The 17865-nt window shown below is 41.0% G+C and carries 15 protein-coding genes; 14 read left to right on the plus strand and 1 reads right to left on the minus strand.

The features are described 5' to 3' along the window. The first annotated feature begins 257 nt into the window (after window positions 1-257). On the plus strand, window positions 258-1148 hold the full coding sequence (locus FH971_RS09595) for a dienelactone hydrolase family protein (RefSeq protein ID WP_140234153.1): 891 nt from the start codon (window positions 258-260) through the stop codon (window positions 1146-1148). 103 nt (window positions 1149-1251) lie between these two features. On the opposite strand, the gene FH971_RS09600 is transcribed toward FH971_RS09595, so the two are convergent. After that, window positions 1252-2163: a LysR family transcriptional regulator gene (locus tag FH971_RS09600; protein WP_137227168.1), complete on the minus strand. Its 912-nt coding sequence runs from the start codon at window positions 2161-2163 to the stop codon at window positions 1252-1254. Window positions 2164-2482: 319 nt separating this feature from the next. On the opposite strand from FH971_RS09600, the gene FH971_RS09605 reads away from it, so the two are divergent. From FH971_RS09605 to FH971_RS09665, 13 genes are all read left to right on the plus strand, one after another. Then, window positions 2483-3217, plus strand: coding sequence for a histidine phosphatase family protein (locus FH971_RS09605; protein WP_140234154.1), 735 nt, complete (start codon window positions 2483-2485; stop codon window positions 3215-3217). A 53-nt stretch (window positions 3218-3270) separates the two neighbouring features. Then, a complete protein-coding gene (locus FH971_RS09610) occupies window positions 3271-4041 on the plus strand; it encodes an SDR family oxidoreductase (RefSeq protein WP_140234155.1) in 771 nt (256 codons plus the stop codon). 68 nt (window positions 4042-4109) lie between these two features. Further along, window positions 4110-5234: an NADH:flavin oxidoreductase gene (locus FH971_RS09615; RefSeq protein WP_140234156.1), complete on the plus strand. Its 1125-nt coding sequence runs from the start codon at window positions 4110-4112 to the stop codon at window positions 5232-5234. A gap of 79 nt (window positions 5235-5313) precedes the next feature. Continuing rightward, window positions 5314-6531: an acyl-CoA dehydrogenase family protein gene (locus FH971_RS09620; protein WP_140234157.1), complete on the plus strand. Its 1218-nt coding sequence runs from the start codon at window positions 5314-5316 to the stop codon at window positions 6529-6531. A 115-nt stretch (window positions 6532-6646) separates the two neighbouring features. Further along, complete coding sequence (locus tag FH971_RS09625) at window positions 6647-7684, plus strand: phosphotransferase family protein (RefSeq protein ID WP_140234158.1); 1038 nt, start codon at window positions 6647-6649, stop codon at window positions 7682-7684. A 79-nt stretch (window positions 7685-7763) separates the two neighbouring features. Further along, window positions 7764-8525, plus strand: coding sequence for an SDR family NAD(P)-dependent oxidoreductase (locus FH971_RS09630; protein WP_140234159.1), 762 nt, complete (start codon window positions 7764-7766; stop codon window positions 8523-8525). Window positions 8526-8585: 60 nt separating this feature from the next. Then, a complete protein-coding gene (locus FH971_RS09635; protein WP_140234160.1) occupies window positions 8586-10391 on the plus strand; it encodes an acyl-CoA dehydrogenase in 1806 nt (601 codons plus the stop codon). Between the two features lie 323 nt (window positions 10392-10714). Further along, window positions 10715-11176: a MaoC family dehydratase gene (locus tag FH971_RS09640; protein ID WP_140234161.1), complete on the plus strand. Its 462-nt coding sequence runs from the start codon at window positions 10715-10717 to the stop codon at window positions 11174-11176. 94 nt (window positions 11177-11270) lie between these two features. Continuing rightward, on the plus strand, window positions 11271-12191 hold the full coding sequence (locus tag FH971_RS09645; protein ID WP_140234162.1) for an SDR family NAD(P)-dependent oxidoreductase: 921 nt from the start codon (window positions 11271-11273) through the stop codon (window positions 12189-12191). 131 nt (window positions 12192-12322) lie between these two features. Beyond that, complete coding sequence (locus FH971_RS09650; RefSeq protein WP_140234163.1) at window positions 12323-13504, plus strand: acetyl-CoA C-acyltransferase; 1182 nt, start codon at window positions 12323-12325, stop codon at window positions 13502-13504. A 103-nt stretch (window positions 13505-13607) separates the two neighbouring features. Next, entirely contained in the window at window positions 13608-15272 is a 1665-nt protein-coding gene (locus tag FH971_RS09655) for an AMP-binding protein (protein WP_140234164.1), read from the plus strand. 44 nt (window positions 15273-15316) lie between these two features. Beyond that, the gene (locus FH971_RS09660; RefSeq protein ID WP_140234165.1) at window positions 15317-16381 is read left to right on the plus strand and encodes a patatin-like phospholipase family protein; all 1065 of its coding nucleotides are present in this window, start codon (window positions 15317-15319) and stop codon (window positions 16379-16381) included. A gap of 85 nt (window positions 16382-16466) precedes the next feature. Then, complete coding sequence (locus FH971_RS09665; protein ID WP_140234166.1) at window positions 16467-17465, plus strand: NADP-dependent oxidoreductase; 999 nt, start codon at window positions 16467-16469, stop codon at window positions 17463-17465. Window positions 17466-17865: the final 400 nt, after the last annotated feature.

Here is a 17865-nt window from a genome sequence, read left to right on the forward strand (position 1 = left end):
CTTTGCTTTGTTAACCGCGTTGAATGAATTTGTAATAGGCCAGCTATTGAAACGTCAATTTGCTTTGTTAGTAAAAATAACAAGTTGAATAGCGTTAAATTAAGTTTTGATTTTTATTAATATACTGTCTTTTTTTATCGCTAGTTTAGATTAAATAGGCGTATTAATTGGGTTAAGGTGATATCTGATTAAACTTCAGCTAATATAAACTTCAGCTAATATCTATATCATCTGATCATTTAAAGTAGAGGCTAATCATGAAAAACAAAACTTCCGATGCTATTCCACAACAAGCGTTTGATTGGTATGACTCTTATGCTCATGGTGGTATGGATCGTCGAACATTTATCGGCAAACTTGGATCGTTGGTTGCGCTCGGTTATTCAATGTCGGTACTGACATCGGCCTTACTGCCTAATTATGCATTAGCCGAACAAGTATCATTTAATGATGCAGATATTAAAGCGACTTATGCTAATTTTGATTCACCGCTAGGCTACGGAAAAGGTCAAGGGTATTTGGTTGAGCCCACTAATAAATCCGGTCTATTGCCTGTTGTGTTGGTAGTTCATGAAAACCGTGGTCTTAATCCATACATTAAAGATGTTGCTAGACGTTTAGCTAAAGCAGGTTTTATCGCTTTTGCACCAGATGCCTTATATTCATTAGGTGGTTATCCTGGCAATGATGATGAAGGCCGTGAGATGCAAAAGTCGTTAGACAGAAGTAAAATTGAACAAGATTTTGTCGCAGCTGCTAAGTTTTTAAAAATGCATAAACAAAGTAACGGTAAGCTAGGTACGGTAGGATTTTGTTTCGGCGGGTATATTGTGAATTATCTTGCGGCAGTCGATTCAAATTTGATTCAAGCAGGAGTTCCTTTTTATGGCACCCCAGCGGCTAAAGAATTAAGACACAATATTAAGGCACCATTATTGATTCAATTAGCTGAGTTAGATGAAAGAGTTAACACTACTTGGCCCGAATATGAACAAGATTTAAAAGCCTTTAATGTGCCATATACAATGTACATGTATCCAAAGGCAAATCATGGTTTCCATAATGACTCTACAGGCCGTTATGATGAAGCGAACGCAGAGCTGGCATGGCAACGTACGCTTGATTTTTTAAATAAAACACTCAGCTAAATAACACTAATGTATTTGCCGGTTCCTATTTAGCAATTTATACCGTTTATAAATCGTTATTTTGGTCAATCTTGCAATTAGGTATAGACGCCATAGTCTGTTGTTACGTCATTATTCTAGTGTTGGTAGCGGCAATAATCATTTTGTTTCTAAGCCATTTGTTGGCAGGTTCTTTGTCGACATTAACGTGCCAGTATAAATGCACGCCAATTTCGGGCAATTCTACCGGCATAGGATAGATAGCGATATCGAGCATTTGACTGTACATGACGGCGGCGGTTTTTGGTAATGTCAGTAACATATCGTTATTCAAGATGACGCGGCAAGCTGATAAAGCATGCTGACAACGTAATGAAATTTTACGGTGCAATCCAATACGTGAAAGCTCGAAATCTTCTAAGCTAGGGCCTGTCGAACGCGACGAAACTAAAACGTGTTCTAAACGCAGGTAGGTATCTAAAGCAAGTTCAGTTGTGATAGCGGGATGGTTTTTTCTCGCAACGACAACCAGTTGGTCTAGTTCTAATTGGGTGTGCATAATGTTATTACTGACGGGGATTAAGGTATCTATTGCCAAATCAATATCACCGCTAGCAAGTTTGTTTTCAAGTTCGCTTCGTCTAACTCTTTTATTGCTGCGTAAGTTTATTGCCGGAGACTCTAACGACAAACTTTGTTGCAGTATCGGTAAGTAGTAGGGTTCTAAAGAGCCATGTAAAGATAATGAAAAGCTCTTACGCGAGGTTAATGGTTCAAACTGTCGAGATTGAACTAAACACACTTGTAGTTGATGTAATGCTTCACGGACATCATCAATCACATTCTTTGCTACTGGAGTAGGTCTCATTTCATTGCCTTGTCTGATAAACAAAGCATCGTCAAAATGAGTGCGCAATTTGCCTAATGAATGACTCACAGCAGGTTGTGATAAATTAAGTACAGACGCCGCTTTTGTTATGTTTCCTTCGCAATAAATCGCATCGAATACCACAAATAAATTCAAATCAATTTTCATACAGACTCCAGTGATCTCACTGTGTACGTTGAGAACACCTCAACTCTCATCTACTATTTAAAATATAAATAGTAGGATATAAGAACTATTCATTTGTTCAATTTAGATGTAGCGATTAGCATAGTCAAGTACATTCGGAACAGTACAAAATTTGTTGAATAAACGCATCTGTTGCGATGAGTAATATCGACGATTGATTTAGTTAAGCAATCCAATGTTGCTGTTTACCAATCAAAAACTGAAATTAACTTTATTGAAAATTAGCATGTTAATTTGATTCTGTATTGAATCATCATTTTTATCCAGTTAGAGGCCCAATATGGCAGCCATTTATTTGATTCGACACGGACAGGCATCTTTTGGAAGTACTGATTACGATCAACTGTCAGATAAAGGTAACCAGCAAGCAACAATATTAGGCCAGTACTGGCGAGCCAGAGCTTTGCCTAGCAAGTTTTATTGCGGTGATTTATTACGGCATGGGCAAACGTTAACTGCCTTTGTAAAAGGATACCAAGGTGAGCCAACTCCAATGGTTATCCATTCTGGTTTTAATGAATTCGATCATGTCGATATTTTAAAAAAGTATAACGACCAGTGGAACAACTTCGCTGAAATGAGTGAAGAAATTAGTCAACGTAAAGAACCAAACAAAACCCTACAAAAAGAGTTTTCAAAAGCACTCGAACGTTGGGTAACGGCTGATAAAGATCATGAATACAATGAAAGTTGGCCACAATTTAAGACTCGTTGCATTCGAGCTCTTCGCAATATTATTGAACAAGAATTAGCAAAAAAACGTGTGATTACCACTGGTGGAAATAACATCAATAAATCAAAAGATATTTTAGTGTTTACCTCCGGTGGGACGATTTCGGCAATTGTGCAACACATTTTACAATTGAACGATCAACAAACATTAGCTTTGAATCAACAGGCCAGAAATACCAGTGTCACTAAACTGTTATTTTCAGAAAATATGTTGAGTGTTGATTATTTTAATAACTACAGTCACTTAGAACAGGCAGGCGATGACTGGGTAACCTTTAGGTAACGTCGTAGTACGTTAACGTTTTGCACCATAAATCAGCTATAAAAGGAAATAAAATGAACAATGGTAATTTATTTGATTTAACAGGGAAGGTTGCATTAGTCACTGGTGCTAGCCGTGGTATTGGCAAAAGTGTTGCTAAAGTATTAGCTCAGTATGGCGCACATGTCATTGTATCAAGTCGTAAAATTGAAGCTTGTCAAACAGTGGTTGATGAAATAATTAACGCTGGCGGCAGTGCACAAGCCATTGCCTGTCATATTGGCGAATTGGACCAAATTGATGCCATTTTTGCCGCAATAACCGAACAACATGGAAAGCTTGATATTTTAGTTAATAATGCTGCCGCTAATCCCTATTTCGGCCATATTATTGATACCGATTTAACGGCTTTTCAAAAAACAGTCGATGTGAATATTCGTGGGTATTTCTTCATGTCTACCAAGGGTGCACAACTAATGAAAGACAGTGGCGGCGGCTCTATTGTCAACGTTGCTTCTGTTAATGGCGTTATTCCGGGTGATTTCCAAGGTATTTATTCCATCACTAAAGCGGCTGTTATTTCTATGACGAAAGCATTTGCTAAAGAATGTGCCCAATTCAATATTCGTGTTAATGCTTTGCTACCAGGTGGAACCGATACCAAATTTGCCTCTGCGCTAGTCGATAATCCAGCCATTCTTAAACAAATGATGTACCACGTTCCAATGAAACGCGTTGCTCAGCCAGACGAAATGGCCGGAACGGTATTGTATTTAGTGTCTAATGCATCCAGCTATACCACGGGTACAGCGATTAATGTCGATGGTGGTTATTTGATTGGTTAACCTATTAAAAGGTATGACTCACTAAATCACTCTCTAAAAGAAGAAGCATTTAAAGCTAGGAATTCGTTATGAATAGCGACAAAAATACCAGTATCGATAAGTTATTTGAACCTTTTATCACCAAATCGTTATCTTTGAAAAATAGAACCGTCATGGCGCCGATGACGCGCGCGTTTTCACCTAATTATGTCCCGAATAAGGACGTTGCTGATTATTACCGAAGACGAGCCGAAGGTGATGTTGGCCTCATTATCACCGAAGGGACATTTATTTCTCATAAAGCGGCCAATGGATATGAAAATGTACCAGCCATTTATGGTGAAGCAGCATTAGCTGGTTGGAAGCATGTCGTTGATGAAGTGCATGCCGCAGGTGGTAAAATCGCCCCCCAGCTTTGGCATGTAGGTTCAGTGAGAAAGCCAGGTATTGGCCCAAATAAAGAAACACCGGCTTATAGTCCATCAGGTTTGTACAAACCTGGCGCTAAAAATGGCGTTGCAATGACTCAAGATGATATCAATGACGTAGTTGCCTCTTTTGCTCAAGCTGCATTAGATGCCAAGAATATTGGTTTTGATGCCATTGAAGTACACGGCGCACACGGTTATTTAGTTGATCAGTTTTTTTGGGAAGGCACTAACCAACGTGACGACCAATACGGTGGTTCACTAGAAAATCGTACTCGTTTTGGCGTTGAAATTGTTAACGCTATTCGCGCTGCCGTTGGGGATGACTTTACGATTATCTTCCGCTTTTCGCAGTGGAAACAGCAAGACTACAATGCAAAACTTTGCCAAACACCTGAAGAACTAGAGACTTTCTTAAGCTTATTAAGTCAAGCCGGTGTTGATATTTTCCACGCCAGTACACGGCGTTTTTGGGTGGCAGAATTTGAAGGCTCAGACCTTGGTCTTGCTGGTTGGACTAAAAAATTGACAAACAAACCGGTAATAACAGTCGGTAACGTGGGTTTAGATGCTGACTTTATTGGCGAAGGTAATGCTGATTTATCTGGCACGTCTAATCCAACCGGCATTGATGAGCTATTAGTGCGATTAAACAATAACGAATTTGATTTGGTCGCTATTGGTCGTGCGTTATTGGTTGATCCACAGTGGGTTAATAAAATTAAGCACCAAGCTATCGCGGATATTAAACCGTTTAACAAAAAATCATTAATGTCACTTAGTTAAGGTTTGCTGATCTGCTTGGGTCTTAATCATAAATGTTAAGGCTCACACTACACCGTAATGACCGATAGAAGGGTAGAACATGAATTTTGAATACAGTGAAAAAGTTCAAGCATTAATCAAACGTGTCACCGATTTTATGGATTTACATGTGTTTCCGGTTGAAGAAGAAATGCATCGACAAGTTGAGCTTGATCCTTGGTCAACGCCTCCATTAATGGAAGAATTGAAAGCCAAAGCGAAGGCAGAAGGTTTGTGGAATTTATTCCTTCCTGTTGCGTACGGAAAATACAGTGCTGGATTGACCAATTTAGAATATGCGCCATTGGCTGAAATTATGGGCAAAGTGATGTGGGCGTCAGAAGTGTTTAACTGTGCGGCACCGGATACTGGCAACATGGAAGTATTGGCTAAATACGGTAATGAAGCACAGAAAAAACAATGGTTAGAACCATTGCTTGAAGGCAAAATTCGCTCAGCATTTGCAATGACAGAACCTGAAGTGGCCTCAAGCGATGCCACTAATATTGAACTAAGCATTGAGCGAGATGGTGATGAGTATGTCATAAACGGCCGCAAATTTTACATTAGTGGCGCGTGCCGTAAGCAATGCGAAATTATGATCGTGATGGGAAAAACAGACCCAAGCAACAGCAACCGCTATATTCAGCAATCACAAGTACTTGTGCCAATGAACACTCCAGGTGTCACCATGGTTAGACCTATGAAAGTGTTCGGTTATAACGATGCTCCCGAAGGTCACGCTGAAGTGACATTTACTGATGTCCGAGTACCCGTTGAAAATATTATTTCCGGTGAAGGTAAGGGCTTTGAAATTGCTCAGGGTCGTCTTGGTCCAGGACGTATTCATCACTGCATGCGCTCTGTAGGTATTGCTCAACGCGCACTAGATTTAATGTGCAAACGAGTGAGTGAGCGAATCGTATTTGGTCGACCAATGATTAAACAACAATCTGTTCGTGAAGACATTGCCAAGTCGGCATGTCAGATTGAACAAGCACGTTTAATGACCTTAAAAGCCGCACAGAAGATGGATACTGATGGTAACAAGGCGGCTAAAGACTTAATCGCAATGATTAAAATTGTTGCGCCCAATATGTCGCTTGATGTGATAGACCGTGCCATTCAGTGCCATGGTGCTGTAGGGGTGAGTCAAGATACCTTTTTAGCGCATGCATGGGCGGGTCAACGGACATTGCGCTTAGCCGATGGTCCAGATCAAGTACACATGATGCAACTCGGACGTGATTTAGTGAAAAAAATAGTTACGCAGAACTAGGCTAGGTGAACATTTGAGACCTTTTTAGCAGGTTGAACAATGTTCAACCTGCAACTTAAAAAAGCGATCATTCACTCAGCAACTTAACTCATCAAAACGAAAAGAGTATTGCCAAATGCCAAAAGTATTCTCTATTGATAACGTACAGCTTAATGATTATTTAGAACAACACGTTCAAGGCTTTAAAGGGCCAATTACATTAGACAAATTTACCGGTGGTCAATCAAATCCTACATATAAAGTCACCGCAACGTCGGGTGTGTACGTGTTACGTCGCCAACCACCTGGTAAATTATTAAAATCTGCTCATGCTGTCGACCGTGAATATCGGGTATTAAATGCGCTAAAAGATACTGATGTACCCGTTGCTAATGTCTATCACTTGTGTGAAGACACCAGCGTAATGGGTTCAATGTTCTATTTAATGGAATATTGCGATGGCACCGTTTACTGGAGTGCGTCTTTAGCTGAAATTGACACCAATGAACAACGTTCAACCATGTATGACGCCATGAATAAAGTGCTGGTTTCTCTGCATCGTGTCGATGTTGATGCTGTTGGTTTGTCTGATTACGGAAAAGCGGGCAATTACTTTGAACGTCAACTCGGTCGCTGGACATCACAATACCGCGCTTCAGAACTGCAAAATATACCCGCAATGAATACGTTAATAACATGGCTTGAAGTTAACTTACCTAAAGATGATGGTCGTGTTTGCTTAGTCCATGGTGATTTCCGGTTAGACAACATGATGTTTGCCAAAAATTCACCTGTCATTATCGCATTATTGGACTGGGAGCTATCTACACTAGGCCATCCATTTGCCGATTTAGCTTACCAATGTATGCAATTACGTATGCCTGCAGGCATGGGAAGTATTGACGGTTTAAAAGATATCGATCGCGCCAGTTTAGGCATTCCAACTGAAGAAGATTACGTGGCGAAATATTGCCAACGTATGGGAATAGAACGAATTGAAAACTGGGTGTTTTACTTAGCGTTTAGCTTTTTCCGCTTGGCTGCAATTGCTCAAGGTGTTGCTAAACGTGCTGCAGAAGGTAATGCATCTAATGAACATGCTAATAAAGTTGGCTCGTTCGTTGAACCGCTCGCAAAAATGGCCTTAAAAGTTATTGAAACAGAGAATAAATAGCTAACTACGTTAGCAAAACTAATAAACCAAAATTATAACAAAAATATCAACAAGACCATCAATTACAGGAGTTACTCGCATGGATCCATTATTAGACTTTACTGGCAAAGTAGCCGTTATTACTGGCGCAGCCCAAGGTTTTGGTAAATTACTCGCAGAAGAATTGGCCAAACGCGGTGCTAAGTTAGTCATCAGTGACATTAACGAAGCTGGAGTACATCAAGTGGCTGATGCTATTGCGGCTACTGGTGCAGAGGTGGTCGCAATGAAATGCGATGTGTCTAAGAATGAATCCTGTAAAGCCATGATTGATACAGCTGTTGAGCATTTTGGTTGTGTGGATATTGGCGTTAACAATGCCGGCATCGCCCACGAGTTTATGCCACTACATCACATTGACGAATCTATCATGGACAGTCAGTTTGCGATTAATGTTAAAGGTGTGCAATTTGGTATGCGTCATCAAATACAGCAAATGCTTAAGCAAGGCGAGGGTGCCATCCTTAATGTCAGCTCAATGGCAGGTTTAGGTGGGGCTGCGCGAGGTAGTGCTTATTCAATGGCAAAACATGCTGTTATTGGTTTAACCAAAACCGGTGCAGTGGAATACGGCCGAGAAAATATTCGTATTAATGCAATTTGCCCATTCTTTACCTTAACGCCTATGGTGACAAACTTTGCTGACGAAGAACAGCAAAAGAAAATGGCCCGTGGCGCGCCAATGAATCGTTTAGGTGAACCAAAAGAAATCGTCGCGGTTATGCTAATGATGTTATCGCCAAGCAATACCTATATGACAGGACAATGTATTGCCGTTGATGGTGGTGTGTCAGCGTTTTAGGCTGCATTTAATTAATCTATTACCATTGGTTTGAGCTTTAGACGATAAGAAGAGAATATTATGCCTGCAACGTTAATGAATGAACGCGATCTCGAATTTATGCTTTACGAACTGTTTGACAGTGATGCGTTAACTAGCCGAACACGTTATCAAGATCACGATCGTCAAACCTTTAATGAAGTGGTCAATACCGCAAAAACGATCGCAGAAAAATACTTTCTTCCTATCCGTCAGAAATTGGATACTCATCAACCTACATTTGATGGTAAAAAAGTGCATATCATCCCAGAACTTAAAACCGCTATTAATGCGGTTAACGAGTCTGGTATTGGTTCTGCAACCGCTGATTATGAGCTGGGTGGTATGCAATTACCGCCCATTATTGCCAGTGCAGCGGCATCATTTTTAACTGTCGCTGGCGGTGTGGGCATGGGTTACAACATGTTAACCACAGCTAACGCCAACTTGTTACAAGCACATGGAAGTCCAGAACTGATTAACACTTGGGTTAAGCCCATGCGTGAAGGTCGATTTATGGGCACCATGGCCATGACAGAACCTGGTAGTGGCTCGGCTTTGGGTGACTTAATTACCAAGGCAGTAAAGTCGGACGACGGTACTTATCGCATCACTGGCAATAAAATCTATATTTCAGGCGGTGACCATGATTTAAGCGACAACATCGTTCACTTGGTGTTAGCGCGAATTCAAGGTGCCCCTAAAGGTGTGAAAGGTATTTCGTTATTTGTGGTGCCTAAGTTTTTGCTTAATGAAGATGGTTCCGTTGGAGAAGACAATGAAGTCGCACTCGCTGGGCTTTTTCATAAAATGGGTGGCCGCGCACAAACCTCAACGGCACTGAGTTTTGGTGAAAAAAATGGCTCGATAGGCTATTTAGTCGGTGAAGAACATTGCGGTTTAAAGTACATGTTCCACATGATGAACGAAGCCCGCATTATGGTCGGCACTAGTGGCGCAGTATTGGCAGTAGCCGGTTATCAATATTCAGTCGATTACGCTAAAAATCGTCCCCAGGGTCGCTTGCCATCGTGTAAAGATCCGCAGTCACCTATGGTGAATATCATTGAGCATGCTGACGTAAAGCGCATGTTGTTAGCGCAAAAATCTTATGCAGAAGGCGCTATGGCATTAGTCCTGTATGGCACTCAATTAAGTGATGACGAGCGCACCGCAGACACCAGCGAGCAACGTGAATATGCTCATACCTTGTTAGACTTTTTAACGCCGATTATTAAAACCTGGCCGTCTGAATATGGTCCTAAAGCTAACTCATATGCTATTCAAGTGATGGGCGGACATGGCTACATAAATGAACATCCAGTTGAGATGTTTTATCGTGATAACCGCTTAAACTCAATACATGAAGGTACTACGGGGATTCAATCGTTAGATTTGATGACCCGAAAAGTACCGATGAATAGGATGCAGGGTTATAAAGCCACCTTACACGAAATTGTCAAAACCATTGAACAAGCCAAACAATACGACAGTTTGAATGAATATACCCAGAAACTAAGCGAAGCTGTAGAGACGTTAAAGGTGACAACAGAAGTTGTGCTAAACGGCATGGCCACTAACAACATCGACTTAGCGCTGGCCAATTCTGTTAAGTATTTAGAGCTATTTGGTCACGTGATTATTGCGTGGTTATGGCTTAAACAAGGTATTGTCGCCACCAAAGCCTTATCAACAAAAGTACATCAAACTGATGAGTACTTTTATAAAGGTAAATTACAGGCATTGCAGTATTTTTATCGCTTTGAGTTGCCACAAATTGCAGTTTGGTCATCTATTTTAATTAGCTCAGACAGTACCAGTTATGACATGCAAGCAGACTGGTTTTAAAAAAGGCCCTATGTGCGTTTATGTTGTTTTGAGCTGTGTTTAGCCACTAAGTGACTGTCTCACATGTGTTTAAAGATAAACATATCCAACTAAATCTATCTTTTTTCTTTTGTTATTAATGCATTATTCATTTATTGGATAATGCATTTTTGTTGTCAGCACACTAAAGTTTCTACCTGTTTTAACTCCTGGGCTATTCGTACTGCGAATGTCTTGATATTAAAACTATTCATTTGTTTAATGTTCTCAGCCCAATTAGCATGAGATATCGCTTATATTTCATTCATGGACAGTACTTTTAAAGTACAAGAGGAAAGGGAACAATGCCGACAGTAATAAGTCGTAATGACATCGCAAACTATATTGGCTTCCAAGCAGAGCCAACAAGTTGGTATCAAATCACTCAAGAACAGATTAATCAGTTTGCAGATTGCACGCTGGATCATCAATTTATTCACGTCGATGAAGAAAAAGCCAAAGCTACTCCATTTGGTTCCACTATTGCTCATGGTTTCCTATCTCTTTCAATGTTGTCACATTTTGCAGAAGAATTTAGCGTGTTGATTGACGGCTTTTATATGGGCTTGAATGCTGGTTTCGATAAAGTGAGATTTTTACAACCAGTTACCGTCAATAGCCGCATTAGAGCACACGCCAAAACCCTTTCTATTGAAGAAAAGAAGCCTGGTCAGTTTCGTTTATCAACTGAAGTGACCATAGAGATCGAAGGCGGAGATACCCCTGCATTAGTTGCAGAGTGGATTTCAGTGCAAATGGTTAAGTAATCTGAACTCGAGATAACAAACTTTTACACCAAACAATCTACACATGAACGTAAAACAACAATAACAAAGTACATATAAGCGTTAAGGAAACATTATGACGATCAGTTTTGCAGGACAAGTAGCCATAGTAACGGGTGCCGGTAATGGTTTAGGCCGCTCACATGCATTGGAATTAGCCAGGCGTGGCGCCAAAGTCGTGGTAAATGATTTAGGTGGCGCACGCGATGGTAGCGGTGCATCTTCAGCAGCCTCACAAGATGTGGTTGGTTTAATTGAAGAAATGGGCGGTGAAGCCATTAGTCATGGCGCAAACGTAGCCAACTTTGATGAAGTGCAAGACATGGTGCAACAAACCATGGACAAGTGGGGACGTGTAGACATTTTAATTAATAATGCCGGCATATTGCGAGATAAGTCGTTTTCTAAAATGACCTTAGATGACTTTAAGCTAGTGATGGATGTGCACGTGATGGGCTCTGTTCACTGCACTAAAGCGGTTTGGGAAATCATGAGGCAGCAAAACTATGGCCGTATTGTGATGACTACTTCGTCAAGTGGCATGTACGGTAATTTTGGTCAGTCTAACTATGGCGCCGCCAAAATGGCGGTGCTTGGGTTAATGAACACCTTAGTGCTTGAAGGTGCGAAAAATAATATCCACATCAATGCGCTAGCTCCCACTGCGGGCACACGTATGACCGAAGATTTAATGCCTGAAGAAATCGTTAAAGCCTTTGCGCCAGAAGCGGTTACAGCAGGCATGTTGACCTTGTGTGATGAACACGCGCCAAATCGCTTTATTTTATGTGCTGGGGCAGGCGGTTATTCAAGTGCGAGCATTTTTGAAACCGAAGGCTGTTTTATTCCTAAAGCATCACAAACTCCAGAAGCCGTTCGAGATAACTGGGCGCAACTCACCGCGCAAGATAATCAAAAAGCGTTGAAGTCTGGCGCCCAACAAGGCGAGAAGTTTGTGATGAAAGCGATGGCTTTTATGAAGTCGCAACAGCAATAAATCATTTTCATGCAGATTACGTTTGATATTTAATTTGATATTAAGTGAACAACATTACCATTAATACCAAGCTCAATCTTGCAAACATAATAACTACATGTCTTTGAAGACAGATAAACAAAGGAATTATCATGAGAGAAGCCGTTATTGTATCTGTAGCAAGAACCCCGATCGGTAAAGCATACCGCGGTGCGTTTAACGATTTATCTGCACCAGCGTTAGCTGCCGTTGCCGTCAACGCAGCAGTTGAACGTGCGGGTATTGACCCTAATGACATTGAAGATTGTATTTTTGGCGCAGCGTTAACTCAAGGTAACCAAGGAATGAACTTTGGCCGTCAAGTGGCGATGGCAGCAAATCTGCCTGTGTCAGTGCCAGGTATGACAGTAGATCGTCAATGTTCATCAGGGTTAATGTCTATTGCTATTGCTGCCAATCATATTGTTTGTGATGGCGCTAAAATATTGGTTGCAGGCGGTTGCGATTCAATCAGCATGGTACAAAACGATAAAATGAACATGCACCGTGCGGTTGACCCTAGTGTAAAAGCGTATCGTCCCGCTATTTATATGCCGATGCTAGATACTGCAGAAGTGGTTGCTAATCGATATGATATCTCGCGTGAAGCACAAGATGCCTATGCGTTAACCTCACAACAACGCACTGCTGCTGCACAAGTTGCAGGTAAATTTGACGATGAAATTGTACCTGTTACTTGTACCAAACTGGTAATGGATAAAGCAAGCGGTGCTATCAGTAAAGAACAAGTCACTTTAACAAAAGATGAAGGTAATCGTCCGTCTACCAATATTGAAGGTTTAGCCGGTTTAAAAGCCGTTAAAGATAACGGTTCAATTACCGGTGGTAATGCCTCTCAACTGTCTGACGGAGCTGCAGCTGTAGTGGTAATGGAACGCGATCTTGCTGAGCAACGCGGTCTTAAGCCATTAGGCGCTTACCGAGGCATGGTGGTTGCGGGCTGTGAGCCCGATGAAATGGGCATAGGTCCTATCTTTGCTATTCCAAAATTACTTGAACGCCATGGTTTGACTATTGACGACATTGGTTTGTGGGAAATCAATGAAGCGTTTGCGGTTCAGGTTATTTACTGTGCCGAAAAACTGGGTATTCCATACGATCGTTTGAACGTTGACGGTGGTGCAATCTCTATTGGTCATCCTTATGGCATGAGCGGTACTCGTATGGTGATGCACGCGTTAATTGAAGGAAAACGACGTGGCGTTAAATATGTGGTGATCAGTATGTGTATTGGTGGTGGTCAAGGCGCAGCAGGTTTATTTGAAGTGTTGTAAAACTGTGTGTAGGTTAGGGTGTGCGAGTTGAGAATAAAAATAATAATCACAGCAGCCGGTAATGTAGGCTGCTGATAATTTTGTAATAATTGGGGATAGTATTATGGAAAGGATTTGGCTAGAAAAGAGTTATCCGCCTGGGGTTGAGTTTGAAATCGATCCAGATAAATACAACTCATTGGCAGATTTGTTTTTAAAATATACCAAGCTATATGCCGATAATACGGCGTTTATCAACATGGATGTCAGTATTACTTATCAACAGCTTGCCCAGCAAGCGACAGACTTTGCAGCCTATTTACAGCAAGACTTAGGTTTAGTTAAAGGCGATAAGTTTGCCATTATGATCCCCAATACACTGCAATATCCTATCGCATTATTTGGTGCACTTATCGCAGGCTTAACGGTGGTGAATGTTAATCCACTGTATACCCCGCGTGAATTAGAACATCAATTAAAAGACTCTGGCACTAAAGCCATTTTAATTTTAGAAAACTTTGCCCATGTATTGCAGGCAGTTATTGATAAAACCGATGTTAAACATGTTATCACCACTGGTGTGGGTGACCGATTAGGCCTAATTAAAGGCGCATTAGTTAACGGCGCGATTAAGCACGTGAAGAAATTGGTGCCAGCGTTCGATTTACCTAATGCGGTTAAATTTAATGACGCCATGGCAAAAGGCAGTAAAAAAACCTTTATACCGGTTGATGTTATCGGTTCTGACTTAGCCTTTTTACAATACACTGGCGGCACTACAGGCCCTTCAAAAGGTGCCATGCTGACTCACCGTAATATGGTTGCCAACCTTGAGCAGTCCAATGCTGTTACCAAGAACGGTTATGAAATCGGCAAAGAGCTTATTATTACTGCACTACCGCTTTATCATATTTACGCGTTAACCTCTAATTGCTTAGCCTTCTTACCGTTTGGTGGTACCAACTTATTAATCACCAATCCAAGAGACATGCCTGCTTTTGTAAAAGAACTGGCTAAATATCGTTTCACTGTGATTACTGGAGTGAACACCTTATTTAACGGCTTATTGAATACGCCAGGGTTTGATCAACTTGATTTTAGTTCATTAAAAATGGGTTTTGGCGGTGGAATGTCGGTGCAAAGGCCAGTTGCAGAACATTGGGAACGAGTGACTAAAAGCCGTTTACTTGAAGGCTACGGGTTAACAGAATGTGCGCCCTTAGTGACAATGAGTCCTTATAACCAAAAAAGCTACAATGGCTCGATTGGTTTACCGGCATCATCAACCGATATTCGTTTAGTCGGTGCAGATGGCGAAGACGTGGCATTAGGTGAGCCTGGTGAAATGTGGGTTAAAGGCCCACAAGTGATGAAAGGCTATTACAATCGCCAAAAAGCCACTGACGAAGTGTTAATCGACGGCTGGTTAGCCACGGGGGACATTGCCACCATGGACGAGAATGGTTTCTTTAAAATTGTTGACCGCAAAAAAGACATGATTAACGTGTCTGGTTTTAACGTTTTCCCTAACGAAATTGAAGAAGTAATTGTGTCGCACGAAGGGGTGTTGGAAGCCGCAGCTGTTGGTGTGTCTTGCGACATTACAGGCGAGCGAGTCAAAGTATATATTGTTCGCAAAGATCCTACATTAACTGAACAGGATATATTTGATCATTGTAATCAAATGCTCACTAATTATAAACGCCCTAAAGTCATTGAATTTATGAATGAATTGCCTAAAAGCAATGTCGGTAAAGTATTACGTAAAGATCTTCGTAGTAAAGCCTAAGGTATGTCGACGCTAGTCGTCGACGGTTTAATAATAAGAGTTATATGTTAGAAATATATGCCGGTAAAACGGCCTTAAAAACGATACAGCAACAAGGGTTTACTCCAGAGATATTCAGTTCTTTCCTCGGCGCAAGTGGTGGGCCTAAATGGTTCACCTTACTGGGGTTAGACAAATACCTTTTTGGGGAGTTTTTTAAAGGCAGACAACAACCTTTAAACCTGATTGGATCAAGTGCCGGCGCCTTTCGCGCCGCGTGCTTTGCTCAAAATGACCCCGTAGCGGCGATAGAACGCTTAGCCAAAAATTACAGTGAAACCGTTTATTCGGATGACACTAAACCACAACCAGACGAAATAACAGCCAAAGCAGTTGAATTACTTGATGAGTTATTTGGTGACACTGGTGCAGATGAAATTATTAATAACCCAGTCTTTAAAGCCCATTTTATTGTCGCTAAATGCAATGGATTAGTTGCATCAGAAAATAAGTTGCTGCAAGGGACTGGATTATTCAACAGTTTTATCAGAAATACCATCAGTAGGCCTCTGCTTAACAGTCAGTATGAGCGTTACATTTTTCAACATGGTCAAAGCGATTTAAGCATTTATGATCCTGACAATATCGCCACAACGTCTATGGCATTGAGCCAACGCAATATTAAAGCGGCGCTATTGGCATCGGGCTCAATTCCTATCGTGATGCAAGGCATAAAAGACATTGTCGATTGCCCCAAAGGCATGTACCGCGATGGCGGGATTATCGATTACCATTTTGATTTTAATATTCAAAATGAAGGCTTAACTCTGTATCCACATTTCAGTTCTACATTAAAGCCTGGTTGGTTTGATAAAAACCTGTCTCGTAAAGCGCGTTTACAACACTACGATAAAACCGTGCTTTTATGTCCATCTGCTGAGTTTGTTGCATCACTGCCATTTAATAAAATTCCAGACCGCAGTGATTTTGTCGAAATGAAACCGGCGCAGCGCTTACAGTACTGGCAACAGGTATTTGTTGAAAGTGAAAAGTTAGCAGAACATTTTAAAAATTTTTATCAACAACAGAATATCGACAGCATTAAACGCATTGAGCAGTTACTCGCTTAATGGCGACAAGATTTCATTTTTTGGTATCAATTAAGCACTTGTCATTAATATTTTGACGATAACTCATTTAAAAAAGGATTTGAACATGACCACATATAAAGCCATTAACTTAATCGCACGCCCAGACGCAGGCCCTGTAGGTCCGCAATTATTTGAAGTTGTCCAAAAAGAAATGCCAACAGTGGCACAAGGGCAGTTTTTGGTAAAACAGAATCATATGTCACTGGATCCTGCGATGTTTGGTTGGATGAGCCCAGACACCGAAAGCTATATTCCTCCGGTTGAGTTAGGTGATGTGATGCGCAGCTCTGGCATTGGTGAAATTGTCGAAAGTAATCACCCCGATTTTAAAATAGGTGATCGCGTAATGGGCATGATGGGCTGGCAAGAATACTTTTTAAGTAATGGTGTCGGGTTAAATAAAGTTACCGCGCCATTACCAGACGAAGCTATTTTGTCAGTATTTGCATTGCCGGGCTTAACTGCAACACAAGGACTTTTCAACGTGGGTAAACCACAAAAAGGGGAAACCATAGTGGTTTCTGGCGCGGCAGGTTCAGTGGGCTCTATTGTGGGCCAATTAGCCAAAGCAGATGGCCTGAGAGTGATAGGCGTAGTCGGCAGCGATGAAAAAGCAGATTGGATTGTAAACGAGCTTGGTTTTGATGGTGCGGTAAATTACAAAACCGATGATATAGCAGCAAAGCTTACCGAGCTAACCCCAGATGGCGTAGATGTGTATTTTGAAAATACTGGCGGCCCAATTCAACATCATGTGTTTGCTAGAATGAATGCCCATGGACGTATTGTGGTGTGCGGCATGATTGCAGATTACCCGAAAGCGGTACCTGATTTAGGCCCTAATTGGATCCAAGTGATTAAAAAACGCTTAATTATCCAAGGTTTCACCATGCCAGACCATTTCGGTGATGTGCCCGCATTACTTGAAAAATTAACCCCTTATGTGATGAAAGGACAAATTAAGCATCGTGCCCATGTGTTAAATGGACTTGAGTCCGCAATGACTGGCTTGAATTTATTTTTCACTGGTAAAAACAAAGGCAAGTTAATCGTCAAATTATAACGCCGTTAATTGAAAAGTGCTGGTCTAAAAATGAATCACTAACAGCGGGGGGAATATATCACGCTTTTAGATTAGATCTAATCTGTGTATATAGCGGCCATTTAGTTTGTTTAAATGATAAATGAGATGAAAGTTTCGTTAGCATGAATCTTTTTTAGTTTACTTTTAGTAAGTAAGGCATGAATATTCGTCCGTTAACTGATCGTTATCGAGCCATTGGTTAACGAGTTATGTGAATTCATAGCTACATAGCTAACCACTAAAGTGTTAAACAGTAAGCAATATAAATAAAAATAATATTAAAAAAGACTTAAATTGGAGCTTTTGTTGATTAAATGTGATGTGCCATTTTGCGTTAATGGATACATTGCAACGCCAACAAATATTTGGCTGCCGATGT

It is taken from the genome of Shewanella polaris (assembly GCF_006385555.1).
Lineage (GTDB): Bacteria > Pseudomonadota > Gammaproteobacteria > Enterobacterales > Shewanellaceae > Shewanella > Shewanella polaris.